We start from the raw sequence: 23,999 nt of genomic DNA, 5'->3' as shown, positions 1-23,999 counted from the left end.
ACGGCGCGGGCGGCCGCACGCGGGCGATAATGCGCGTTTGCTTCGCCACGACTTTGCACACGATGAACGCACCCGAACCGCAGCCGCACGGCACGTTGATGATCCAGGGCACGACGTCCGACGCGGGCAAGAGCACGCTCGTCGCGGGCCTGTGCCGCCTCGCGCGCCGCGCGGGCGCGCGGGTCGCGCCGTTCAAGCCGCAGAACATGGCACTGAACAGCGCGGTGACGGCCGACGGCGGCGAGATCGGCCGTGCTCAGGCGCTGCAGGCGCTGGCCGCCGGCGTCGCGCCGCATACGGATTTCAATCCGGTGCTGCTGAAGCCGACGAGCGACCGCGGCGCGCAGGTGATCATTCACGGCAAGGCGCGCATGAACCTCGACGCGCGTGCTTACCACGACTACAAGCCGGTCGCGTTCGACGCGGTGCTCGAGTCGTACGCGCGGCTGCGCGCCGGCTACGACACGGTGCTCGTCGAAGGCGCGGGCAGCCCGGCCGAAATCAACCTGCGCGAAGGCGACATCGCGAACATGGGCTTCGCCGAGCGCGTCGACTGCCCGGTCGTGCTGGTGGCCGACATCGACCGCGGCGGCGTGTTCGCGCACCTGGTCGGCACGCTCGCGTGCCTGTCGGACAGCGAGCGCGCGCGCGTGCGCGGCTTCGTCATCAACCGCTTTCGCGGCGACATCAGGCTGCTCGAACCGGGCCTCGACTGGCTGCGCGCGCAGACGGGCAAGCCGGTATTCGGCGTGCTGCCGTACCTGCACGGGCTGATGCTCGATGCCGAGGACATGCTGCCGTCGCAGGCGCGCAGCGCCGCCGCGCGCGGCGATGCCGGCGTGCTGCGCGTGGTGGTGCCCGCCTTGCCGCGGATCAGCAACCATACCGATTTCGACCCGCTGCGTGCGCATCCGCAGGTCGAGTTCACGTACTGGAAGAGCGGCCCGGTGCCGGACGCCGACCTGCTGATCCTGCCCGGCTCGAAGAGCGTGCAGCGCGATCTCGCGTGGCTGCGCGACGCGGGCTGGGACGCGGTGATCCGCCGGCACCTGCGCTATGGCGGCAAGGTGATCGGCATCTGCGGCGGGATGCAGATGCTCGGCCGCACGCTGGACGATCCGCTCGGCCTCGAAGGGGCGCCCGGCAGCGTGGCGGGGCTCGGGTTGCTCGATTTCGACACGACGCTGCAGCCGGACAAGACGCTGAAGAACGTGACCGGGCAGCTCGCGCTGCCGGGCGCGGCCGCGGTGCACGGCTACGAAATCCACATGGGCGACACGCGCGGGCCCGCGCTCGCGGCGCCCGCGCTGGAACTGGCGACGGGCGACGCACCGGGCGGCGTGCGCCCGGACGGCGCACGGTCGGCCGACGGGCAGATCCTCGCGACCTACGTGCACGGGCTGTTCGACGCGCCCGACGCGTGCGCGGCACTGCTCGCATGGGCGGGGCTCGACGGCGCGGAACGCATCGACTATCCGGCGCTGCGCGAGGCGTCGCTGGAGCGGCTGGCCGATTCGTTCGCCGAGCATCTCGACCTGCGCGCGCTGTACGCCGAGTTCCGCTGACGCATGGCGTGCCGGCCTGGCATTTTGCAGCGGATCGCGTACAACTCAGATGGGCGGAGGTCCGCCCGAAGGAGCGCGACGATGAAGGGTCGATGGTGGTTGAGTGTGCTGCTCGCGGTGCTGCTGGGCGCGTCGGCATTTGCGCACGCGTGCGATTCGTATGCGCCGGGCGGCGGGCCGGCCGGCTCGGGCGACGCCGCCCAGGGCAAGAGCGGCGGCTGAGGTTCGCGGCGGGGTGCTGGCATCGGGGCATGATCGGTCATGCCCTTTTTCGTGATCCGATTCGTTCCATTCGGGAATCAGTTAAAGCCGAAATGCGTGTTTATTGGTCGAATCGATTCGAATAGAGTGCGATCCATTCTCATCCACTCACGAAGGAATTCGCCATGAACCCCAATCGCCTGAACGATCTCGGCGCGACGCTGCTGCGTGTCGCGCTCGGCGTGCTGTACCTCGCGCACGTCGCGCAGAAGGTGTTCGTCTTCACGCTGCCCGGCACCGCGCAGTTTTTCGCGTCGATCGGCCTGCCGGGCTGGCTCGCGTATGTCACCACCGTCGTCGAACTGGCGGGCGGCCTCGCGCTGCTCGCGGGCTTCCGCGTGCGGATCGCCGCACTCGTGCTGCTGCCGTTCATGCTCGGCGCGGTGTCCGCGCATCTGCCGAACGGCTGGAGCTTCGCGTCGCCGAACGGCGGCTGGGAATACCCGGCGTTCTGGGCCGTCACGCTGGCCGTGCAGGCGCTGCTGGGCGGCGGTGCGTTCGCGCTCGGCGCACCGCGCGCCGCGACGCGCACCGCATAAACGGGGCGGGCTTCGGCGCAACCCGTTCCGGTGACACCCCGTTTGCCGATATCATCGCTCCCTGTATCCGCAATCGAGCGGCGCCTGCCAGGGCGGCAGGCGCCGCACGGCTTTTTCGGGGGAATTCATGACGGTCATCGTGGTGGCGAATCCGAAGGGCGGCGTGGGGAAGAGCACGCTGTCCACCAATCTTGCCGGCTATTTCGCGGCGCAGGGCGCATGGGTCGCGCTCGCCGATCTGGACCGGCAGCAGTCCGCGCATGCGTGGCTCGACCTGCGGCCGGCCGGCCTGCCGCCGATCGAGGCGTGGGAGCTCGACCCGGATGCGCCGTCGAAGCCGCCGCGCGGCCTCGAATATGCGGTGATCGACACGCCGGCCGGGCTGCACGGCAACCGGCTCAACGTCGCGCTGCAGCTCGCCGACAAGGTGATCGTGCCGCTGCAGCCGTCGATGTTCGATATTCTCGCGACCCAGCAGTTTCTGGAGCGCCTCGCCGGCGAGAAGGCCGTGCGCAAGGGCAGCGTCGAGGTCGGGATCGTCGGGATGCGGGTCGACGCGCGCACGCGCTCGTCCGACCAGCTGCACCGTTTCGTCGAAGGGCTCGGGCTGCCGGTGCTCGGCTACGTGCGCGACACGCAGAACTACGTGCAGATCGCCGCGCACGGCCTGACGCTGTGGGACGTCGCGAAGAGCCGCGTCGAGAAGGATCTCGAGCAGTGGCGGCCGATCGTCGAATGGGCCGAGCGCCGCGCGCCGAAAGCGGAGAAGGTCGCGAAGGCGTCCTGAGCGCGCGAGGCGGATGCGCGAGGCGAACCCGCGCGGCGCAACCGGTCGAATTCGGTCGGTTCCCGCTCCAATGAAGAAGGGCCTGATGCGGCAGCGTGCCGGATCAGGCCCTTCGTACGTATGCGGCTGCGCGGCTTCGGCCGCCCCGGCGCGCGGGGCGCCGCGGCAGCGATCCGGCGCGCCGCGATACGCCGGCCGGCCGCGTGAATCAGGTCCAGTTCTGCGTCGGCACGTGGTCGCGGTGGCCCTTGATCTTGTTGCCTTCGTCGATGAACACGAGCTTCGGCTTCCAGCCGGCCTGCAGCTCGGCTTCGTCGACCATCGCGAACGCAGCGATGATCACGAGGTCGCCGAGTTGCGCGCGGCGCGCGGCCGAGCCGTTCAGCGAGATCATCCCGCTGCCGCGCTCGCCCTTGATCGCGTAGGTCGAGAAGCGCTCGCCGTTGTTGATGTTCCAGATGTCGATCCGTTCGTTTTCGATCAGGCCCGCCGCTTCGAGCAGGTCTTCGTCGATCGCGCACGAGCCTTCGTAATGCAGCTCGCAGTGCGTGACGGCCGCGCGGTGGATCTTCGATTTGAGCATGTGGCGCTGCATGGTATCTCCGTGATGCGTGTGAGGCGAGGGCGGGCGGCCCGTCAGATTTCCAGGTTGTCGATCAGGCGCGTCGCGCCGAGCTTCGCGGCCGCGAGCACGACGAGCGGCTCGCCGGCTTCGAGCTCGGCGGCGCTCGGCGCGATCAGGTTCGCGCGGCGGCGGATCGCGATGTAGTCGGGCGCCCAGCCGCGCTCGGCCAGATGCGTGCGCGCGTGCTGCTCGAGCGTGCCGAGGTCGCGCTCGCCGCCGAGCACGCTGTCCCGCACGCGTTGCAGCGTCTTCGCGAGCTCGGGCGCTTCCTTGCGCTCGTCGGTCGTCAGGTAGCGGTTGCGCGACGACAGCGCAAGGCCGTCCTCGTCACGCACGGTCTCGGCCGCGATGATCTCGACCGGCAGCGCGAGCTGCTGGCACATGCGGCGCACGATCATCAGCTGCTGGTAATCCTTCTTGCCGAACACGGCGACGCGCGGCTGCACGCAGGACATCAGCTTGGTGACGACCGTGCACACGCCGGCGAAGAAGCCGGGGCGGAACTCGCCCTCGAGAATCCCGCCGAGGTCGTCGGGCGGCAGCACGCGGTACTCCTGCGGCTCCGGATACATGTCGCGCTCGGTCGGCGCGAACAGCACGTAGACGTTTTCCTTCTGCAGCTTCTCGATATCGTCCTGCAGCGTGCGCGGATATTTGTCGAAATCCTCGTTCGGGCCGAACTGCAGCCGGTTGACGAAGATGCTCGCCACGACCGGGTCGCCGTGCTGGCGCGCGAGGCGCATCAGCGACAGGTGACCTTCGTGCAGGTTGCCCATCGTCGGCACGAACGCCGTGCGGTTCTGTCCGCGCAACTGGTCGCGCAGTTCCTGGATCGAGCTGATGACTTTCATGATCGGGTAGCGGGTTCCTCGCGCAGGCGCGCGTTGGCGCCGCAACAGCGGCGTCGGGGTCGAAGCGGAGAACGCCGGCGCGCGGGCGGCGCATCGGGCGTCGGCGGATTGTAGAGGATTTGGCCGCCGGACGCATCGAAAAAAGTACGATCGTTCACTTTTTGCGCGGGCGCGCCGCAGGCAGCCCGCGCGGGCGGGCCCGGCGGCGGGATGCGGCGTGTTTCGGTGTGCGGGGTGAGGCGGGGGCGGCGGGCGCCTTATGCGGGCAGGTACGCGAGGCGCACGTAGATCGGCGCGAACGGTTCGGGCTGCGTGATCTCGACGAGCGATTCGCGCGCGAGTTCGAGCATCGCGATGAAGTTCACGACCACGACCGGCACGCCGCGCGACGTGTCGAACAGGTCGGCGAACTCCATGAAGCGTGCGTTCTGCAGCTTGCGCAGGATCAGGCTCATGTGTTCGCGCACCGACAGCTCCTCGCGGGAGATCTTGTGGTGCTGGACGAGCTTCGCGCGCTTGAGCACGTCGGCCCACGCGGCGCGCAGGTCGTCCGAGTTCACGTCGGGAAAGCGCGGCGTGATGCTCTGCTCGATGTAGACCTCGGCGCGCAGGAAGTCGCGGCCGAGCTGCGGCAACTGGTCGAGACGTTGCGCGGCGAGCTTCATCTGCTCGTATTCGAGCAGGCGGCGCACGAGTTCCGCGCGCGGATCCTCGGCTTCCTCGCCCGTGTCGGCCTTCTTGACCGGCAACAGCATCCGCGACTTGATCTCGATCAGCATCGCGGCCATCAGCAGGTATTCGGCGGCCAGCTCGAGGTTCGACGTGCGGATCTGGTCGACGTAACCCAGATATTGCGCGGTGACCTGCGCCATCGGGATGTCGAGCACGTTGAAGTTCTGCTTGCGGATCAGGTACAGCAGCAGGTCGAGCGGGCCTTCGAACGTCTCGAGGAACACCTCGAGCGCATCGGGCGGGATGTAGAGGTCCTGCGGCAGCTTGAAGAGCGGCTCGCCGTACAGGCGTGCGAACGCCGCGACACCGTCGACCGTGTCGGGCGTCGAATCGGCGCCCGCGGGCGCGGCGATCGCGTCGTCCTGCCGGGCGGCGCTGGCCTCGTCGGCGGCGCTCACGTCGTCAGAAGTTCTGGTAGTAGACGTAGGACGTTTGCTTCACGCGCGATTCCTGCTGCTCGGCACGCTCGTCGAGGTCGATCGGCTGCTTGTCCCACAGCAGGGAGCGGCCCTTGCGCTGCTCTTCTTCGAGCGTCGGCTTCTGTTGCTTGAGCTGGTTCAGGAATTGCGTGACGTCGGACTGGTACGGCATGGCTTGGCTTTCCGTTTCGGGCGGCGCACGATGCGCCGGATTCGCGATGGCGGGATTTTACCGCATCGCGGGGAACAGCCGGCGGCAATCGCGCGTCGAATCCGCTGGCCGGTGCCCGCGGCGCGGCCGGCCGGGCCCGTGCGCGCGTCGTTGCGCGCAAGCGTCAAAGCGGGGCCCGCGCGGGCACGGCCGCCGCCTTGTGGTCAAATACAGGGTTTTCCACGGAATCACGACAACCGAGGGTGAGGTCATATTTGGCGGGTCACGCGAACCAGCAAGCACACACGACGCATGAGACGAGCCCGCGCGCGGCCCGACACCCCGGTCGTCGCGCACGGCGCGGCGCCGGTGCGGCGGCCCGGGCAGTCCTCGTCGGCTGTCTCGCCGCGTTCGTCGTGCTGCCGGCCTACGCGAAGTACGACGTCGACATCGACGCGCCGCGCTCGATCCGCAAGCTACTCAAGACCCATCTCGACATCGCGCGCTTCGCAAAGCGCGACGACATCAGCGACGACCAGTTCGACTTCCTCGTGACCGCGACACCGCAGCAGGTGCGCGACCTGACCGCGACGGCCGGCTATTTTTCGCCGGTCGTGCGCACCGACGTGCGCACGCGCGACGGCAAGCGTGACGTGCGCGTCGCCGTCGATCCGGGGCCGCAGACCGTCGTGTCGACGGTCGACCTGACGTTCAAGGGCCCCGTCGGCACCGAGGATCCGAAGCAGGAGGCCGCGACCCGCTTCGCGTTTTCGCTGAAGCCGGGCGACCCGTTCACGCAATCGGACTGGGACGTCGCGAAGGGCGCGGCGCTCAGGCAATTGCAGGCGCGCCGCTACCTGGGCGCGAAGATCGCGTCGTCGGAGGCGCGCATCGACCCGCGCACGCAGCGCGCGACGCTGGCCGTCACGTTCGACAGCGGCCCGACATTCACGATCGGCAAGGTCGATGTCGATGGCGTGCGCCGCTACCCGGAGAAGATCGTCACGAACGTCAATCCGCTGTCGGAAGGCGAGATCTACGACGTGCAGCGGATCACCGAGCTGCAGCGGCAACTGCAGAACACGCCGTACTACGCGAGCGTCGCGATCGACGTCGGCGACGATACGTCGAAGCCCGAGCGTACGCCCGTGCACGTGAAGGTCAGCGAGTTCCCGTACAACAACATTCGCGGCGGCGTCGGCTACGCGACCGATACGGGCCCGCACGTGCAGGGCTCCTACACGTATCTCGACACGTTCGGCGCCGCGTGGCCGTTCACCGTGTCGGGCCGGCTCGACCAGATCCAGCAGTACGGCCAGGTCCAGCTGTCGATGCCGCCCGGCGCGAAAGGGTGGACCAACAGCGTGCTCGCGTCGTACACGAACACCAACGTGTCGGACACGCGCATCTACAGCGCGCGGGTCGGCGTGCAGCGCACGCGCACCGGCCAGTTCATCGACTACGCGTACTCGCTGATGTTCTACCAGGACCGGCTCGACCAGAACGGCGCCGGCCCGACCACGAGCCGCGCGCTGGTGCCGCAGTGGGCATGGACGCGCCGCAACGTCGACGATCCGCTGTTCCCGCGCTCGGGCAACCTGATCCACGCGGAGGCTGGCTTCGCGATCAAGGGCGTGTTGACCGACCAGACCTTCATCCGCGGTTACGCGCGCGGCCAGCAGTACGTGCCGATCGGCAAGCGCGACCTGTTCGTGTTCCGCGCGGAGCTCGGCGGCGTGTTCACGAGCGGCAGCTCGACCGGCGTGCCGGCATCGCTGCTGTTCCGCGCGGGCGGCTCGAACTCGGTGCGCGGCTACGGTTACCAGAGCATCGGCAACAGCGTCGCCGGCTCCGTGCTGCCGACCAAGTACCTGATGACGGGCACCGCCGAATACCAGCACTGGTTCAACCGCGACTGGGGCGCCGCGACCTTCTTCGACATCGGCACCGCGACCGATGCGTGGGGCGAGCGCGTGTTCTACCCGGGCGTCGGCATCGGCGCGCGCTGGCGCAGCCCCGTCGGCCCGATCAACGTCGACGTCGCGTACGGACTGCGTAACCACAGCGTGCGCCCGTACCTGACGCTCGGCATCGCCTTCTGACCTTGTTGCACGAGCCACGACGAACCGCATGACGAAGGACCCGAACGACACGCCGCCGCCGAACGATCCGGACTCGCCCGAGCGCGCGCCCGGTGCGCCGCCGCGCGGGCCGCGGCGCGGGCGTGCGGGCCGGATCGTCGCGTGGACGCTCGTGACGGCCGTGCTGCTCGTCGTGCTGGCGGCCGGGCTCGTGCTGGCCGCGGCGACGACCGAGCGCGGCACGCGGCTCGCGTGGCAGACGGCCGTGCGCGTACTCGGCGGCCGGCTGGCGGGCACGCTGGACGGCGGCGCGCTCGCGACCGGCGTGCGGCTGCGCGGCTTCGCATGGACGAGCCCCGGCGGCACGAGCACCGAAGTGCGGATCGACCGGCTCGACGGCCGCTGGGTGCTGACCCGCGCGCCGTGGCGGCTGTCGGTCGCTTACCTGCGCGCGGGCACGGTCGACGTGCGGATCGTGCCGGGGCCGTCGAAGCCGGCCGCGACGCCGCAGGACCTGAGCCTGCCGCTGCAGTTGCGGATCGACGACCTGCGTGTCGACCACCTGGCGATCCACGAAGGCGGCTCGACGACGCAGCTCGACCATCTCGCGCTGAACGGCCGCAGCGACGGCCGTCACCATGAACTCGCGCTCGATGGCGTCGACACGCCGTACGGCGCGCTGACCGCGCGCGCTAAGCTCGACGGCGTGAAGCCGTTCGCGTTGACGGGCACCGCGACCTACGTGGGCAAGCTGGCCAACGAAGCGGTCAACGCGAGCGCGAACGTATCGGGTTCGCTCGAAGCGCTCGTCGCCGACGTGACCGCGAGCGGGATGAAACTGAACGGCCGCGCGCACGTCGAGGCCGCGCCGTTCGGCACGGTGCCGCTCACGCGCGCGTCGCTCGCGTTCGATCACGTGAACCCGCAGGCGATCGCGCCGGGCGCGCCGGCCGCCGATCTCGCGGTGCGCGCGGAGCTGGCGCCCGTGACCGCGCCGGCCGGCACTGCCCCGGCGAAGGGGTTCGCGGTGACCGGCCCCGTGTCGATCGTCAACGCGAAGCCCGGCACGCTCGGCGAGCACCTGCTGCCGGTCGTCGACGCGCATGCGACCGTCCATCTCGACGCGCACGCGCAGCGAATCGACGGCCTCGCGCTGAAACTCATCCGCGACGGCAGCGTGACCGGCAACGGCACGCTGACGGGCGGCAAGGGCCGCTTCGACCTGAAGGTCGCGAATCTCGACCTGAACGCCTTCATTGCCGAGTTGCGGCCGATGCGCCTGGGCGGGCCGCTCGGCGTGACGCTCGCCGGCGACGTGACGACCGTCGATTTCGACCTGAACGATCCGAAGCTCGCGCTCGGCGCGCGTGCGAAGGTCGCCCTGACGCCGCAGCAGACGGTGCTGACCGATGCACGCGTGACGGCGGGCAAGGGCCGTATCGACCTGACCGGCGTGTTCCGTCACGATGCGCATTCGAGCTACGACGCGAAGGCGACGCTGACCGCGTTCGATCCGCTGCTGCTCGCGGCGATGGGCGCGCCGAAGGCCGGTAGCGGCAAGCCGGCGGCAAAAGTGGCCAAAACGGCGACCAAAACAGCGACCAAAACCGCCGCCGCGGCCAAGGCGCCGGCCAGGCGCGGCGAGACGCGCGTATCGGGCACGCTGACGGCATCCGGCGCGTTCGCGCCGCAGGTGTCGACGAAGGCGACCTTCAAGCTCGGCGACAGCCTGTACGACGGCGTGCCGCTGACCGGCGCGGGCGTCGTGCAGTTCGCCGGCTCGCGGATCCTGCCGAGCAATGCGACGCTGTCGATCGCGGGCAACCACGTCGACCTGCGCGGCAGTTTCGGCGCGCCGGGCGACCGGCTGCGCTTCGTCGTCGACGCGCCGGAACTCGACCGGCTCGGCTTCGGCGTGCAGGGGCTCGTGCAGGCGCAGGGCGAGCTGACCGGCAGCTTCGCGCATCCGAACGTGACGGCCACCTACAAGGCCCAGCACGTCGTGGTCGGCTCGAACCGGATCGGTGCCGCGCAGGGTCGCGCCGACATCCGCGACGGCGCGCACGGCGCGCTCGTGTTCACGGCCGACGCGACCGACATCGCACTCGGCTCGCTGCAACTGAAATCGCTGCGCGCGAACCTCGACGGCACGCGCGCGAAGCACACGCTCGACGCGTCGGCGATGGGGACGGCCGGCGGCCGCGTGATCGACCTGACGCTCGCGGCGAACGGCGGCGTGGTCGAGAGCCGCGACGGAACGCGCTGGGACGGCACCGTCACGCGCCTCGCGAACCGCGGCACGCCGGCGGTGGCGCTGCAGGCGCCGCTTGCGGTGTCGGCCGGCGCCGGCCGCGTGACGCTCGGCGCGACGCGGCTCACGCTCGAAGGCGCGGCGATCGACCTGAAGTCGTTCGTGTTCGACCACGGCCAGATGCGCTCGGCAGGTGCCGTGCGCGATGCATCGGTCGCCCGTTTCCTCGAGATCCGCCAGGAACTGACGGGCCAGCGGCCGCCGGTGCGCACCGACGTCGTGCTCGATGCCGACTGGGATTTCTCGCTCGGCGCGAACGCGACGGGCTACGTGCAGGTGAAGCGGCGCGGCGGCGACGTGACGATCGAGACCGGGCGCGGTATTGCGTCGCTCGGGCTGACCGACCTGTCCGCGCGCGCGAGCTTTGCACCCGGCAACCGGCTCAACGTGGTGGCGCTCGCGAAGGCGAACCGGGTCGGCACGCTCGACGCGAACGTCACCGTGCCGTTCGCGCTGCGCGACGGCGTGTTCGGCGTCGTCGACGACGGCCCGCTGTCGGGCCGCATCGACGCCGACATTCCGTCGCTGAAGGCGACCGGCAACCTGTTCGGGCCGAGCTACCTGCTCGGCGGGCGCGCGGCGTTGAAGCTGACGGTCGCGGGCACGCCGGTGAAGCCGAACGTGTCGGGGATGCTGACCGGCGACGACCTGTCCGCGACGCTCGTCGATCAGGGCGTGCAGCTGAAGGACGGCATCGTGCGCGTGAAGCTCGCGGAGAACCTCGTCGAATTCCAGCAGGTCGAGTTCCACGGCGGCGACGGAACGCTGCGCGCGATCGGCCGCGTGCGTCTCGACGGCGAGGCGCCCGACCTGACCGCGAGCATCGTCGCGGACAAGCTCGAGCTGTTCGCGGCGCCGGATCGCAAGCTGTCGCTGTCGGGCAAGGCGACCGTCGCGAACGACGGGCCGCGCGGCGCACTGTCGATCGACGGCAAGTTCGTCGTCGACCGCGCGCTGTTCGACCTGCCGGAGGAGTCGGCGCCGCACCTGTCCGACGACGTCGTGATCGTGCGCCCGGACGGCACGGTGCGCGGCGACGTGCAGACCGGTACGGCGGTCGCGAAGCCGCAGAAGGTCGAGGACAAGCCGGCGCCGTCGCTCGCGCCGCGCGCGAACATCGACATCGGGCTCGGCAACAACTTCCGCTTCAAGGGGCACGGCGCGGATCTCGGCCTGCGCGGCACGATCACCGTGATGAGCGCGCCCGGCGTGCCGCTGCGCGCGGTCGGCAACGTGCGCGTGACGGAAGGCTCGACGTATACGTCGTTCGGCCGCAAGCTCGCGGTCGAGAACGGCTTCTTCACGTTCAACGGCCCGGTGTCGAATCCGGGCGTGAACATCCTCGCGATGCGGCGCAACCAGGAGGTCGAGGCCGGCGTGCAGGTCACCGGCACGATCCAGTCGCCGACGGTCAAGCTCGTGTCCGAGCCGAACGTCACCGACAACGAAAAGCTGTCGTGGCTGCTGTTCGGGCACGGCACCGACCAGGGCAACAACGTCGGCCAGCAGAACGCGATGACGGCCGCACTCGGGCTGCTCGGCAGCGCGACCGGCAAGCGCGTCGCGCAGAGCATCGGTCTCGACGAATTCTCGATCGGCCGCAGCGACGTCGGCCTGACCGATGCGCAGGTCGTGCAGATCTCGAAGGCGATCAACGAGCGCTTCGTGCTCGGTTACGAGCAAGGGCTGCAATCGGCGAGCAATGCGTTCAAGGCGACGATCAACCTGACGCGCTTCTGGTCGGTGTCCGCGTATGGCGGCACGTTCCAGGGCGTCGACCTGAACTACACGCGGCGTTTCGATCGCTGGTTCGGCCAGCGGTGACGAAGCGGGCGCCTGGCCGGTCGGCCACGCGCGCCGGCGCTCCGGTTCGCGCGTGCGCACGCGCCGAAGCCTGCCCGCGTAGCGGCGAGCGTCACGCCGACCTGCAACCACCGGCCGCGGCGCCGCTCGCTGCCGCCCATGAAAAAGCCCCGCACGTGGTGCGGGGCTTCTTGTGCAAGCAGCGGCGCGTGCGGCTTACTTCACGCGCATGCCGGGCTTCGCGCCGCTGTGCGGCTCGAGGATGTAGAGGCCCGGCTCGGCCTTCTCGTCGGCCGCCGACGCGGCGAGCACCATCCCTTCGGACAGCCCGAACTTCATCTTGCGCGGCGCGAGGTTCGCGACCATCACCGTCAGCTTGCCGACGAGCTGCTCGGGCTGGTACGCGGACTTGATGCCCGAGAACACGTTGCGGGTCTTTTCCTCGCCGACGTCGAGCGTGAGCTGCAGCAGCTTGTCGGAGCCCTCGACGGCCTGGCACGCGACGATCTTCGCGATGCGCAGGTCGATCTTCGCGAAATCGTCGATCGAGATCGGGCCGTCGTCGGCACCGTTCGCCGCAGCCACCTTCGCGTTCGCCTTGGCGTTTTTCGCGTCCTTCGCGGCGTTGGCGGCGGTTGCCCCCGCGGCAGCCGCGCCGGCGGCCTCGGCCTGCAGCGAATCGCGGTTCGCGGCGAGCAGCGCGTCGATCTGCTTCGGATCGACGCGCGTCATCAGGTGCTGGTACGCCTTGATCGGCTGCGCGGACGACAGCGGCTTCGCGGCGTCGGCCCACGTGAGCGGCGCGATCCCGAAGAAGGCCTCGACGGCTTCGGCCACGCGCGGCATCACCGGCTTCAGCGCGAGCGACAGCAGGCGGAACGCCTCGAGGCTCACGCTGCAGGTTTCGTGCAGCGCGACCGCGTTGGCCGGATCCTTCGCGAGTTCCCACGGCTTCGCGCCGTCGACGTACGCGTTCACTTCGTCCGCGAGCTCCATCGTCTGGCGCAGCGCGCGGCTGTATTCGCGCGCTTCGTAGTGCGCGGCGATCGCCGGAATCGCGTCGCGCAGCGTCGCGACGAGCGGATGGTTCATCGCGCTGTCCTGCACGCGGCCGTCGAAACGCTTGAGCAGGAAGCCGGCCGCGCGGCTCGCGATGTTCACGTACTTGCCGACGAGGTCGCTGTTCACGCGCGCCTGGAAATCGTCGAGGTTCAGGTCGATGTCTTCCATCGTCGCGTTCAGCTTCGCGGCGAAGTAGTAGCGCAGCCATTCCGGGTTCAGGCCCGTGTCGATGTAGCTCTGCGCGGTGATGAACGTGCCGCGCGACTTCGACATCTTCGCGCCGTCGACCGTCAGGAAGCCGTGCGCGAACACGTTGGTCGGCGTGCGATGGCCCGAGAACTCGAGCATCGCCGGCCAGAACAGCGTGTGGAAATACAGGATGTCCTTGCCGATGAAGTGGTACTGCTCGGCCTTCGTGCCCGGGCGGATCCACGCATCGACGTCGATGCCGTTGCGGTCGCACAGGTTCTTGAAGCTCGCGTAGTAGCCGACCGGCGCGTCGAGCCACACGTAGAAGTACTTGCCGGGCGCGCCCGGGATCTCGAAGCCGAAGTACGGCGCGTCGCGCGAGATGTCCCAGTCGGCGAGCCTGGCCTCGCCGGCGTCGCCGAGCCATTCACGCATCTTGTTGGTCGCTTCGGGCTGTGCGAGGCCGCTGACCCATTCGCGCAGGAACGACTCGCAGCGCGGGTCCGACAGGCGGAAGAAGTAGTGCGTCGACGTCTTGCGCACCGGCGTCGCACCGGACACGACCGAGTACGGGTTCAGCAGTTCGGTCGGCAGGTAGGTCGAACCGCACACTTCGCAGTTGTCGCCGTACTGGTCCTTCGCGTGGCACTTCGGGCATTCGCCCTTGATGAAGCGGTCCGGCAGGAACATTTCCTTGACCGGGTCGTACGCCTGTTCGATCTCGCGCTCGGCGATCAGGTCGTTTTCCTTCAGCGCGAGGTAGATCTTCTCGCTCAGCACGCGGTTCTCGTCCGAGTCGGTCGAGTAGAAGTTGTCGAACGACACGCCGAAGCTGTCGAAGTCGCGCTTGTGCTCGGTCCACACGCGCTCGATCAGCTGCTTCGGCGTCAGGCCTTCCTTCTCCGCGCGCAGCATGACCGGCGTGCCGTGCGTGTCGTCGGCGCCGATGTAGTAGACCTCGTGACCGTGCATTCGCAGCGTCCGCACCCAGATGTCGGTCTGGATGTACTCGACCAGGTGGCCGATGTGGATCTGGCCGTTGGCATAGGGCAGTGCGGACGTAACGAGGATCTGGCGGCTGCCTTGCGGCGCCGCAGCCTGCACGGAAGTGAGGTCGGATGCGGACATAGGGTCTGTAGAAGAACGGCGGAAACGACGGAAACTGCGATTCTAGCAGGGGCGCGGGCAGGGCAGCCGGCGCGGGCGCCCTGGATCGGGCGCCGGAAGGGGCGGGGCCGCGGCGGCGGCGTGCCAGGCGGTGCGATGCTGCGATGCAGCAGGCGAATTCCGGGCAAAAAAAACCGGGGCGAATTCGGCCCCGGAGCAACAACGACAAGAGGAGAATGGTGACGCGCCGGCAGCGCCAGCCGCGTACCGTAAAGACAGACCGCGGGTCGCGACAGAAGTTCGAAATTTTTTTCGATTTGTTACGGAGCCCGCTGAAAGCCTTGTGCGGCGGGGGCGCGCGCCCGGCGCGCGACCCCGTTTCCTCTCGCGACGATGCTTACTGCTGGGCTGCGCGCAGGTAGATCTCGACGCGGCGGTTTTGTGCGCGGCCGGCTTCGGTCGCGTTGTCCGCGATCGGGTTCGACGGGCCCATGCCCTGTGCCGACAGGCGGCCGCCGGCGACGCCGCGCTGGACCAGCGCGTTGACGACGCTCTGCGCACGGTTCTGCGACAGCGTCTGGTTCAGCTGCTGCGAACCCGTGCTGTCCGTGTAACCGACGATCGACGCCGTCACTTGCGGGTTCTGGTTCAGCGTCGTCGCCAGGTCGTTCAGCAGCGGCGTGAAGGCCGGCGTGATCGCGTACTGGTTGGTCGCGAACGTCACCGAGCTCGGCACGTTCAGCTTCAGCGAGCCGTCCGGCTGCTCGGTCACCTGCGTGCCCGTCTTGGCCGCCGACGGCGCGAGCTTGTTCTTGATCGCCTGCCAGTTGTAACCCGTCACGCCGCCGACCAGTGCGCCGACGCCCGCGCCGATCGCCGCGCCCTTGCCGCCGCCGGCCAGCGCGCCGATGCCTGCGCCGAGCGCTGCGCCCGTGCCGGTCCCGACGGCCGTGTTGTTGCCTTGCTGCGTGGCGCAGCCTGCCAGCAGTGCGCCGGCCAAGGCGAAGACGGACAGGCGAGTCGCGATTTTCATGTTCATCTTGAATTCCTCTCTTGGTTGAACGAGTCGACAACGACGACAAACAACAGTTATGGCTCCCGGCACGGACGCCCGAAAAAGGTGGGCAGGCCCGTGCCCGCGGCAGCCGCCGAGGCGGCTGCATGCCCTGTTCGCCAGCGTGGCTGTTCCGGACAGGGTGATGCGTCAGCCTCTACAATATAGGCGGTTCGTGGCCGATTTGGCCCCATAGCATGCCGCACGCGAAGATTGCTCCGCCGCGCGCGTTCGCGCAATGGCGTGCAACAGATTCTTTCACTTTTCCCGATTTTCGCAGCGTTATTTGATATTTCTTGACGTTTGCGCGAGAGAAAAACGTTTTCACGGAGTTTCGATGAGCATTGACCGGGCACAAGTCGACGCCGCATTGGCGGCTGTCGTCGACCCCAATACGGGCCGTCCTTACGCGGCGAACAAAGGCGTGCGCAACGTCGCGATCGACGGCGACGCCGTGGCGGTCGACGTGGTGCTCGGCTATCCCGCGCGCAGCCAGCACGACGACGTGCGCGCGCGCATCGCCGCTGCGCTGAAGGCCGTGCCGGGCGTGCGCGATGCACGTGTCGCCGTGTCGCAGGAGATCGTCGCGCACACGGTGCAGCGCGGCGTGAAGCTGCTGCCGAACGTGAAGAACATCGTTGCGGTCGCGTCGGGCAAGGGCGGCGTCGGCAAGAGCACGACGGCCGTCAACCTCGCGCTCGCGCTCGCCGCGGAAGGCGCGTCGGTCGGCATTCTCGACGCCGACATCTACGGTCCGTCGCTGCCGACCATGCTCGGCATTCACGGCCAGCGGCCCGAGTCGCCCGACAACCAGTCGATGAACCCGCTGGTCGGCCACGGGCTGCAGGCGAACTCGATCGGCTTCCTGATCGAGGAAGACAACCCGATGGTGTGGCGCGGCCCGATGGCGACGTCGGCGCTCGAGCAGCTGCTGCGACAGACCAACTGGCGCGAGCTCGACTACCTGATCGTCGACATGCCGCCGGGCACGGGCGACATCCAGCTCACGCTCGCGCAGCGCGTGCCGGTGACCGGCGCCGTGATCGTGACGACCCCGCAGGACATCGCGCTGCTCGACGCGAAGAAGGGCCTGAAGATGTTCGAGAAGGTCGGGATTCCGATCCTCGGTATCGTCGAGAACATGAGCATCCACGTGTGCTCGAACTGCGGCCACGAAGAGCACATCTTCGGCGCGGGCGGTGCCGAGCGGATGGCGCAGGACTACGGCGTGACCGTGCTCGGCAGCCTGCCGCTCGACATCGCGATCCGCGAGCGCGCCGACAGCGGCACGCCGACGGTCGCGGCCGAACCGGACGGCGCGCTGGCGCGGCGCTATCGCGACATCGCGCGCGGGGTCGCGCTGGCGATCGCCGAGCGCGCACGCGACATGACGTCGAAGTTCCCGTCGATCGTTGTTCAAAATACGTAAAACCCTTGCGGGGCGGGGCCTCACGCTGTTTACGGCGCCGCGAGGCGCGGTATCATGGCGACTTTTCCCGGGTCCCTTTACCCGCCCGGCATGGCCGCCGTGTCGAACGGCCGCCAGCCGGCATGAGGATCGAATGAACCAACGACATCACGGCGTGCGCGCCGGCCGCGCGCGGCGCGCGCTGCTGGCCGCCGCCGCGCTGGGCCTGCTGGCCGGCTGTACCTCTTTTTCCTCGTCGCACGAAAAGCGTGCCGACGCGCAGTTGCAGCCGACCGTCGGCTCGCAGGCGCGCGGCGCGGTGACGTTCGTCGAACGCCCGGATGGCGTCCAGGTCACGTACAACCTGGCCGGCCTGCCGCCGAACAGCGATCACGCGCTGCAGGTGCACGAGCGCGGCGACTGCAACGCGGGCGACGGCTCGAGCGCCGGCCAGGTGTTCGCGCCGGCCGCCGACCGGCTGCGCGCGGGCGCGCGCGTCGCCGGCGATCTCGGCAACATCCATGCGGATGCGAACGGCGTCGCGGCCGGTTTCATCGTCGCGCCCGATCTGGCCCTCGACGGCGTGCGCTCCGCGCTGAACCGCGCGGCGCTGGTCCACCGCGACCCGAGCGATCCGGCGTTTCCGCAGCATGGCGCGGGACCCGCGCTCGCCTGTGGCGTGATCCGTTGACGGCCGCCGCGTACGCGAGCCGATGATCGCGTAAAATGTGCGCCTTTCCGGGTCGCCGCGTCGCGAGCGACCCTTCCTGACTGTCACGCAGCGTTTCCTGGCGCCCCGATATGAAACGACCCCAACGCTCACTTCGTCCGCTGTCCCCCGCGGGGACGGCCAGCCTTCTTGGGACGGCCCGGCGGAGGCTGGCATGAGCATCAAGTCCGACAAGTGGATTCGGCGCATGGCCGAAGAACACAAGATGATCGAGCCGTTCGTGCCCGATCAGGTCCGCGCGTCCGAGGACGGCCGCCGGATCGTCAGCTACGGCACGTCGAGCTACGGCTACGACATCCGCTGCGCGGACGAATTCAAGATCTTCACGAACATCAACTCGACGATCGTCGATCCGAAGAACTTCGACGAGGGTTCGTTTGTCGATTTCAAGGGCGACGTGTGCATCATCCCGCCGAACTCGTTCGCGCTGGCCCGCACCGTCGAATATTTCCGCATCCCGCGCACCGTGCTGACCGTCTGCCTCGGCAAGTCGACGTACGCGCGCTGCGGGATCATCGTCAACGTGACGCCGTTCGAACCCGAGTGGGAAGGCTACGTCACGCTGGAATTCTCGAATACCACGCCGCTGCCCGCGAAGATCTACGCGAACGAAGGTGTCGCGCAGGTGCTGTTCTTCGAAAGCGACGAAGTGTGCGACGTGTCGTACGCCGATCGCGGCGGCAAGTATCAGGGTCAGCGCGGTGTCACGCTGCCGAAAACCTGATCTGGTTGCATAACGTCTCACCAGTTTCCGGGTGACCGCTGCGCGTGACGCGCCGCGGTCGTTCTTTTTGGAGAATCGCCCATGAAGTTTCGTTTCCCCGTCGTCATCATCGACGAAGATTTCCGCTCCGAGAACATCTCGGGCTCCGGCATCCGGGCGTTGGCCGAAGCGATCGAGAAGGAGGGCGTCGAAGTCCTCGGCCTCACGAGCTACGGCGATCTGACGTCGTTCGCGCAGCAATCGAGCCGCGCGTCGTGCTTCATCCTGTCGATCGACGACGACGAACTCATGCTCGGCGAAACGGGCCCGGACGGCGAACTGCCCGAGCTCGCGACCGCGATCATCGAGCTGCGCGCGTTCGTCACCGAAGTGCGCCGCCGCAACGCGGACATCCCGATCTTCCTGTACGGCGAGACGCGCACGTCGCGGCATCTGCCGAACGACATCCTGCGCGAACTGCATGGCTTCATCCACATGTTCGAGGACACGCCGGAGTTCGTCGCGCGCCACATCATCCGCGAGGCGAAGGTCTATCTCGACTCGCTCGCGCCGCCGTTCTTCAAGGAACTGGTGAAGTACGCGGACGAAGGCTCGTACTCGTGGCACTGCCCGGGCCACTCGGGCGGCGTCGCGTTCCTGAAGAACCCGCTCGGCCAGATGTTCCACCAGTTCTTCGGCGAGAACATGCTGCGCGCCGACGTCTGCAACGCGGTCGACGAACTCGGTCAGTTGCTCGATCACACGGGCCCGGTCGCGGCGTCCGAGCGCAATGCGGCGCGCATCTTCAGCGCGGACCACCTGTTCTTCGTGACCAACGGCACGTCGACGTCGAACAAGATCGTCTGGCACGCGACGGTCGCTCCCGGCGACATCGTGCTGGTCGACCGCAACTGCCACAAGTCGATCCTGCACGCGATCACGATGACGGGCGCGATCCCCGTGTTCCTCACGCCGACGCGCAACCACTTCGGCATCATCGGGCCGATCCCGCGCGACGAATTCAAGCCGGAGAACATCCGCCGGAAGATCGAGGCGAACCCGTTCGCGCGCGAGGCGATGCGCCAGAACCCGGACATGAAGCCGCGCATCCTGACGATCACGCAGAGCACGTACGACGGCGTCGTCTACAACGTCGAGATGATCAAGGACCTGCTCGGCGACCTGCTCGACACGCTGCACTTCGACGAAGCGTGGCTGCCGCACGCGACGTTCCACGACTTCTACCGCGACATGCACGCGATCGGCGACGGCCGCCCGCGCACGGGCGCGCTCGTGTTCGCGACGCACTCGACGCACAAGCTGCTCGCCGGCATCTCGCAGGCGTCGCAGATCGTCGTGCAGGATTCCGAGAACCGCACGTTCGACAAGCATCGCTTCAACGAGGCGTACCTGATGCACACGTCGACGAGCCCGCAGTACGCGATCATCGCGTCGTGCGACGTCGCGGCCGCGATGATGGAGCCGCCGGGCGGCACCGCGCTCGTCGAGGAATCGATCGCCGAGGCGATCGACTTCCGCCGCGCGATGCGCAAGGTCGACGCCGAGTACGGCGACGACTGGTTCTTCAGCGTGTGGGGTCCGGACGACCTGTCGGAAGAAGGCATCGGCTCGCGCGACGACTGGATGCTGAAGCCGAACGACCACTGGCACGGCTTCGGCCCGCTGGCGGAAGGCTTCAACATGCTCGACCCGATCAAGGCGACGATCATCACGCCGGGGCTCGACGTCGACGGCGAGTTCGGCGAGACGGGCATTCCGGCCGCGATCGTCACGAAGTACCTGGCCGAGCACGGCATCATCGTCGAGAAGACCGGCCTGTACTCGTTCTTCATCATGTTCACGATCGGCATCACGAAGGGCCGCTGGAACTCGATGGTGACCGAGCTGCAGCAGTTCAAGGACGACTACGACAACAACCAGCCGCTGTGGCGCGTGCTGCCGGAATTCGTCGCGCAGCATCCGCGCTACGAGCGCGTCGGCCTGCGCGACCTGTGCACGCAGATCCACGACGTGTACCGCGCGAACGACATCGCACGCCTGACGACGGAGATGTACCTGTCGGACATGGAGCCGGCGATGAAGCCGTCGGACGCGTTCGCGAAGCTCGCGCACCGCAAGATCGACCGCGTGCCGCTCGACGAGCTCGAAGGCCGCGTGACGAGCATCCTGCTCACGCCGTACCCGCCAGGCATTCCGCTGCTGATCCCGGGCGAGCGCTTCAACAAGACGATCGTGAACTACCTGCGGTTCGCGCGCGACTTCAACGAACGCTTCCCGGGCTTCCACACCGATATCCACGGCCTCGTCGCGGAAGAGGTGAACGGGCGCGTCGAGTACTTCGTCGACTGCGTGCGCGACTGATGGCGACGCAGGGACGAATCCGGACGATACGCGCGGCGCTGGCCGCGCTCGTCGCCTGGGCGAGCTGGTCGGCAGGGCCGGCTGGGCTGAACGTCGCGCATGCGGAAGTGGCGGCGGCCGACCCGATCGACGTCGCGATGCGGCAGTGTCTCGCGCGGCGCGACCGGTCGTCGACGGCCGGCCAGATCCAGTGCATGGGCGAAGCGCAGCAGCAGTGGCAGGCGGTGATGGACGGCGCGTACCAGCGCCTGTCGAACGACGCGCCGGCCGACGCGAAGCGCGGCTGGCAGGACAGCCAGCGCCGCTGGGTCACGTGGCGCAAGGATGAAATTCATCTGCTGAAGGCCGTGTACGACACGACGCGCGGCACGTCGTACGCGATGTCGAGCGCCGACATGCAGCTGCAGCCGGTGCGCGATCGCGCGTTGGCGCTGCGCGCGGCGGCCGACCGTTATGCACCGCCGCCTGCCGCCGTGCCGGTGGCGGCCACGAGCGGTGCGCAGGGCGGTACCCGCGGCGCGGCGGTCGCGGCGCCAAGCGCCGCCGCGGCAGCCGGCGGCAAGCCGGCGAACGCGCCGCGCGATCCGGCGGTCCGCCGCGTGCGGCCGTGCGTGCAGGATGCCGCATGCGAGCACGCGCTGTTCGACTTGAACCGCTATTACCAGAAGCTGCGTCGCAAGATGCCTGCGCATTCGGCCGCGACGCTCGTGCGCGCGCAACGCGCGTGGGAGGCGTTCCGCGATTCGACTGCGCCGCTCGTCGGCGAGGACGGCCGCGTCGACCTGATCGGCGCGCGCATCGCGACGATGAAGCGGCTGTCGGAGACGGCCGGCAACGACTGAGGATCGCCGCGATGCCGGTCATCCGGCGCGGCAACGCAAAACGGGCACCCGCGGGTGCCCGTTTGCATGTGCGCGCCACGTGGCGCTTATGCGGACTGCTGCGTGTCCAGACGGCCGAACCACGACGGCACGAGCGCGACCGCATCGTCGAGCGACGCGAGCACGTGCAGGCTCAGCGCGACGATCTCGGGCGTCGGCGCCTTCAGGTCGGGCACGGTGACGACCGATGCGCCGGCGCCGGCGGCCGATTGCGCGCCGAAGTCGCTGTCCTCGAACGCGACGCACGCGTGTGCCGGCACGCCGAGGCGTTCGGCCGCGAGCCGGTACACGGCCGGGTCGGGCTTGCCGCGCGCGACTTCGTCGCCGCCCGCGATCGCGCGGAAGAACGGCAGTACGCCGACCGCGTCGAGCCGCGCACGGATCACGTCGCGCGCGGACGACGACGCGACCGCGCACGGAATGCCGGCCTGCGCGAGCGTCTCGAGCAACGCCAGCGCGCCGGACTTCAGCGGAAACTTCGGATGGGGTTCGGGCGCGGCGAGTTGCTCGCGCACGCGGATGCGCACGGCGTCGAACGTGTCGGGATGGCCGATCAGCCGCGCGAGAATCACCTGGCCTTCGGCGAACGAGCGGCCGACGATCTGCAGGTAGTCGATCTCGGTCAGCACGACGCCGTGCGCGTTCGACACGTCGATCCACGTGTTCATGATGGTCCGCTCGGAATCGACGAGCAGGCCGTCCATGTCGAAGAGCGCGGCGGAGAAGGTCATCGGCGGTGTCCGGAAAGCGGGAAAACGGAACAGCGGGGAAGGCGTCGGGTGGCGCGACGGCCGCCCGAATGAAGAACGGACGCCGAAGGCGTCCGTCCGCGACGGCAGGCTTACTTGCCGAGCGCGGCGCGCGCGGCCTTGACCGCCGCACGCACCTGATCGGGCGCGGTGCCGCCCGGGTGGTTGCGGCTCGCGACCGACCCTTCGAGCGTCAGGTAGCCGAACACGTCGTCGCCGATCAGGTGCGCGACGTTCGGCAGTTCCTGCTTCATTTCGTCGAGCGTCAGGTCGGCGAGATCGATCCCGCGGTCGTCGCAGATCTTCACCGCGTGCGCGACGGCTTCGTGCGCATCGCGGAACGGCAGGCCGCGCTTCACCAGGTAGTCGGCGAGGTCGGTGGCGGTGGAGAAGCCCTGCAGCGCGGCCGCGCGCATCGCGTCCGGCTTCACGGTGATGCCCGCGACCATCTCGGCGAAGATCCGCAGCGTGTCGGCGACGGTGTCGACCGTGTCGAACAGCGGTTCCTTGTCTTCCTGGTTGTCCTTGTTATACGCGAGCGGCTGGCCCTTCATCAGCGTGAGGAGCGCCATCAGGTGGCCGTTCACGCGGCCCGTCTTGCCGCGCGCGAGCTCGGGCACGTCCGGATTCTTCTTCTGCGGCATGATCGAGCTGCCGGTGCAGAAGCGGTCGGCGATGTCGATGAAGCCGACGCGCGGGCTCATCCACAGCACGAGTTCCTCGGAGAAGCGCGACACGTGCGTCATCACGAGCGCGGATGCCGCCGTGAATTCGATCGCGAAGTCGCGATCCGACACCGCGTCGAGCGAGTTCGCGCAGATGCCGTCGAAGCCGAGCGTCTTCGCGACCGCGTGGCGGTCGATCGGATAGCTGGTGCCGGCGAGCGCGGCCGCGCCGAGCGGCAGGCGGTTCACGCGGGTGCGGCAGTCGCGCATGCGCTCGGCGTCGCGCGTGAACATCTCGACGTACGCGAGCAGGTGGTGGCCGAACGTGACCGGTTGCGCGACCTGCAGGTGCGTGAAGCCCGGCATGATCGTGTCCGCGTTCTGCTCCGCGAGGTCGATCAGCGCGCCACGCAGGTCGTTCAGGAGGCCGCCGATGCGGTCGATCTCGCCGCGCAGCCACAGACGGATGTCGGTCGCGACCTGGTCGTTGCGCGAGCGGCCCGTGTGCAGGCGCTTGCCGGCGTCGCCGATCAGCGCGGTGAGGCGCGCCTCGATGTTCAGGTGGACGTCCTCGAGATCCAGCTGCCATTCGAATTCGCCGCGCTCGATCTCGCCCTTGATCTGCGTCATCCCGCGTTCGATCGCGGCGAGGTCGTCGGCGCTGATGATCTTCTGCGCCGCGAGCATGCTCGCGTGCGCGAGCGAGCCGGCGATGTCGACGAGCGCGAGGCGCTTGTCGAAAAATACCGACGACGTGTAGCGCTTGACCAGCTCCGACATCGGTTCCGAGAAGCGGGCCGACCAGGCCTCGCCCTTTTTGTGCAGTTGGGACGTCATGGCGATTCTTCGAAGGGGAGTTGGGCGGCGTGCGCCGCCGAGGGAATCCCGCAATTCTAGCATTCGTGGGGCGGGCGGCCGACGCGTGCGCCGGCCGCGAACGGGCG

At 68.8% G+C, this 23,999-nt stretch carries 19 protein-coding genes; 11 read left to right on the top strand and 8 right to left on the bottom strand.

Annotation, left to right across the window (positions count from 1 at the left end; translation table 11 throughout):
- Nucleotides 1-62: 62 nt before the first annotated feature.
- From DIE02_RS25835 to DIE02_RS25825, 4 genes are all read left to right on the top strand, one after another.
- Entirely contained in the window at nucleotides 63-1,565 is a 1,503-nt protein-coding gene (locus tag DIE02_RS25835; protein WP_124488456.1) for a cobyric acid synthase, read from the top strand.
- An 81-nt stretch (nucleotides 1,566-1,646) separates the two neighbouring features.
- The gene (locus DIE02_RS35645) at nucleotides 1,647-1,787 is read left to right on the top strand and encodes a hypothetical protein (protein WP_185500425.1); all 141 of its coding nucleotides are present in this window, start codon (nucleotides 1,647-1,649) and stop codon (nucleotides 1,785-1,787) included.
- 164 nt (nucleotides 1,788-1,951) lie between these two features.
- A complete protein-coding gene (locus DIE02_RS25830; protein WP_044849223.1) occupies nucleotides 1,952-2,365 on the top strand; it encodes a DoxX family protein in 414 nt (137 codons plus the stop codon).
- 127 nt (nucleotides 2,366-2,492) lie between these two features.
- Nucleotides 2,493-3,152 carry a ParA family protein gene (locus tag DIE02_RS25825; protein WP_044849222.1) on the top strand — a complete coding sequence of 220 codons (660 nt, stop codon included), beginning with the start codon at nucleotides 2,493-2,495 and terminating at the stop codon, nucleotides 3,150-3,152.
- A gap of 208 nt (nucleotides 3,153-3,360) precedes the next feature.
- On the opposite strand, the gene panD is transcribed toward DIE02_RS25825, so the two are convergent.
- From panD to DIE02_RS25805, 4 genes are all read right to left on the bottom strand, one after another.
- On the bottom strand, nucleotides 3,361-3,747 hold the full coding sequence (gene panD / locus DIE02_RS25820) for an aspartate 1-decarboxylase (RefSeq protein WP_006484038.1): 387 nt from the start codon (nucleotides 3,745-3,747) through the stop codon (nucleotides 3,361-3,363).
- Between the two features lie 41 nt (nucleotides 3,748-3,788).
- Nucleotides 3,789-4,628 carry a pantoate--beta-alanine ligase gene (gene panC / locus DIE02_RS25815; protein ID WP_044849221.1) on the bottom strand — a complete coding sequence of 280 codons (840 nt, stop codon included), beginning with the start codon at nucleotides 4,626-4,628 and terminating at the stop codon, nucleotides 3,789-3,791.
- 257 nt (nucleotides 4,629-4,885) lie between these two features.
- Nucleotides 4,886-5,758 (bottom strand): ScpA family protein, encoded by an 873-nt coding sequence (locus DIE02_RS25810; RefSeq protein WP_044849220.1) that lies wholly within the window; start codon nucleotides 5,756-5,758, stop codon nucleotides 4,886-4,888.
- Between the two features lie 4 nt (nucleotides 5,759-5,762).
- Complete coding sequence (locus DIE02_RS25805; RefSeq protein WP_044849219.1) at nucleotides 5,763-5,951, bottom strand: DUF3460 family protein; 189 nt, start codon at nucleotides 5,949-5,951, stop codon at nucleotides 5,763-5,765.
- A gap of 254 nt (nucleotides 5,952-6,205) precedes the next feature.
- On the opposite strand from DIE02_RS25805, the gene DIE02_RS25800 reads away from it, so the two are divergent.
- Together DIE02_RS25800 and DIE02_RS25795 are read left to right on the top strand one after the other, a co-directional pair.
- On the top strand, nucleotides 6,206-8,032 hold the full coding sequence (locus tag DIE02_RS25800; protein WP_124488493.1) for an autotransporter assembly complex family protein: 1,827 nt from the start codon (nucleotides 6,206-6,208) through the stop codon (nucleotides 8,030-8,032).
- Between the two features lie 28 nt (nucleotides 8,033-8,060).
- A complete protein-coding gene (locus DIE02_RS25795) occupies nucleotides 8,061-12,146 on the top strand; it encodes a translocation/assembly module TamB domain-containing protein (protein ID WP_124488455.1) in 4,086 nt (1,361 codons plus the stop codon).
- A 195-nt stretch (nucleotides 12,147-12,341) separates the two neighbouring features.
- Here the strand turns inward: DIE02_RS25795 and metG are convergent, their stop codons facing one another.
- Together metG and DIE02_RS25780 are read right to left on the bottom strand one after the other, a co-directional pair.
- On the bottom strand, nucleotides 12,342-14,504 hold the full coding sequence (gene metG, locus DIE02_RS25790) for a methionine--tRNA ligase (protein WP_124529806.1): 2,163 nt from the start codon (nucleotides 14,502-14,504) through the stop codon (nucleotides 12,342-12,344).
- Nucleotides 14,505-14,880: 376 nt separating this feature from the next.
- Nucleotides 14,881-15,522: an OmpA family protein gene (locus DIE02_RS25780; protein WP_124488454.1), complete on the bottom strand. Its 642-nt coding sequence runs from the start codon at nucleotides 15,520-15,522 to the stop codon at nucleotides 14,881-14,883.
- Nucleotides 15,523-15,874: 352 nt separating this feature from the next.
- Here DIE02_RS25780 and apbC point away from each other — a divergent pair, with 352 nt between their 5' ends.
- The 5 genes from apbC (at nucleotide 15,875) to DIE02_RS25755 (ending at nucleotide 21,602) form a co-directional block, all read left to right on the top strand.
- Complete coding sequence (gene apbC, locus DIE02_RS25775) at nucleotides 15,875-16,966, top strand: iron-sulfur cluster carrier protein ApbC (RefSeq protein ID WP_044847723.1); 1,092 nt, start codon at nucleotides 15,875-15,877, stop codon at nucleotides 16,964-16,966.
- A gap of 133 nt (nucleotides 16,967-17,099) precedes the next feature.
- Nucleotides 17,100-17,636: a superoxide dismutase [Cu-Zn] gene (gene sodC / locus DIE02_RS25770; protein WP_044847724.1), complete on the top strand. Its 537-nt coding sequence runs from the start codon at nucleotides 17,100-17,102 to the stop codon at nucleotides 17,634-17,636.
- 193 nt (nucleotides 17,637-17,829) lie between these two features.
- The gene (gene dcd, locus DIE02_RS25765; protein ID WP_006398615.1) at nucleotides 17,830-18,399 is read left to right on the top strand and encodes a dCTP deaminase; all 570 of its coding nucleotides are present in this window, start codon (nucleotides 17,830-17,832) and stop codon (nucleotides 18,397-18,399) included.
- A gap of 81 nt (nucleotides 18,400-18,480) precedes the next feature.
- Nucleotides 18,481-20,760, top strand: a complete 2,280-nt coding sequence (locus tag DIE02_RS25760) for an arginine/lysine/ornithine decarboxylase (protein ID WP_044847725.1) — start codon at nucleotides 18,481-18,483, stop codon at nucleotides 20,758-20,760.
- The gene (locus tag DIE02_RS25755; RefSeq protein WP_124488453.1) at nucleotides 20,760-21,602 is read left to right on the top strand and encodes a lysozyme inhibitor LprI family protein; all 843 of its coding nucleotides are present in this window, start codon (nucleotides 20,760-20,762) and stop codon (nucleotides 21,600-21,602) included. The genes DIE02_RS25760 and DIE02_RS25755 overlap by 1 nt, the downstream gene beginning before the upstream one ends.
- An 86-nt stretch (nucleotides 21,603-21,688) precedes the next feature.
- Here the strand turns inward: DIE02_RS25755 and DIE02_RS25750 are convergent, their stop codons facing one another.
- The gene (locus tag DIE02_RS25750; RefSeq protein WP_124488452.1) at nucleotides 21,689-22,372 is read right to left on the bottom strand and encodes an HAD family phosphatase; all 684 of its coding nucleotides are present in this window, start codon (nucleotides 22,370-22,372) and stop codon (nucleotides 21,689-21,691) included.
- A 110-nt stretch (nucleotides 22,373-22,482) separates the two neighbouring features.
- Nucleotides 22,483-23,892, bottom strand: coding sequence for an argininosuccinate lyase (gene argH, locus DIE02_RS25745; RefSeq protein WP_044847728.1), 1,410 nt, complete (start codon nucleotides 23,890-23,892; stop codon nucleotides 22,483-22,485).
- Between the last annotated feature and the right edge of the window lie 107 nt (nucleotides 23,893-23,999).

The sequence above is a fragment of the Burkholderia sp. Bp8991 genome (genome assembly GCF_003853795.1).
Taxonomy (GTDB): Bacteria; Pseudomonadota; Gammaproteobacteria; order Burkholderiales; family Burkholderiaceae; genus Burkholderia.
This window is presented reverse-complemented; position numbering and strand designations above follow the sequence as displayed.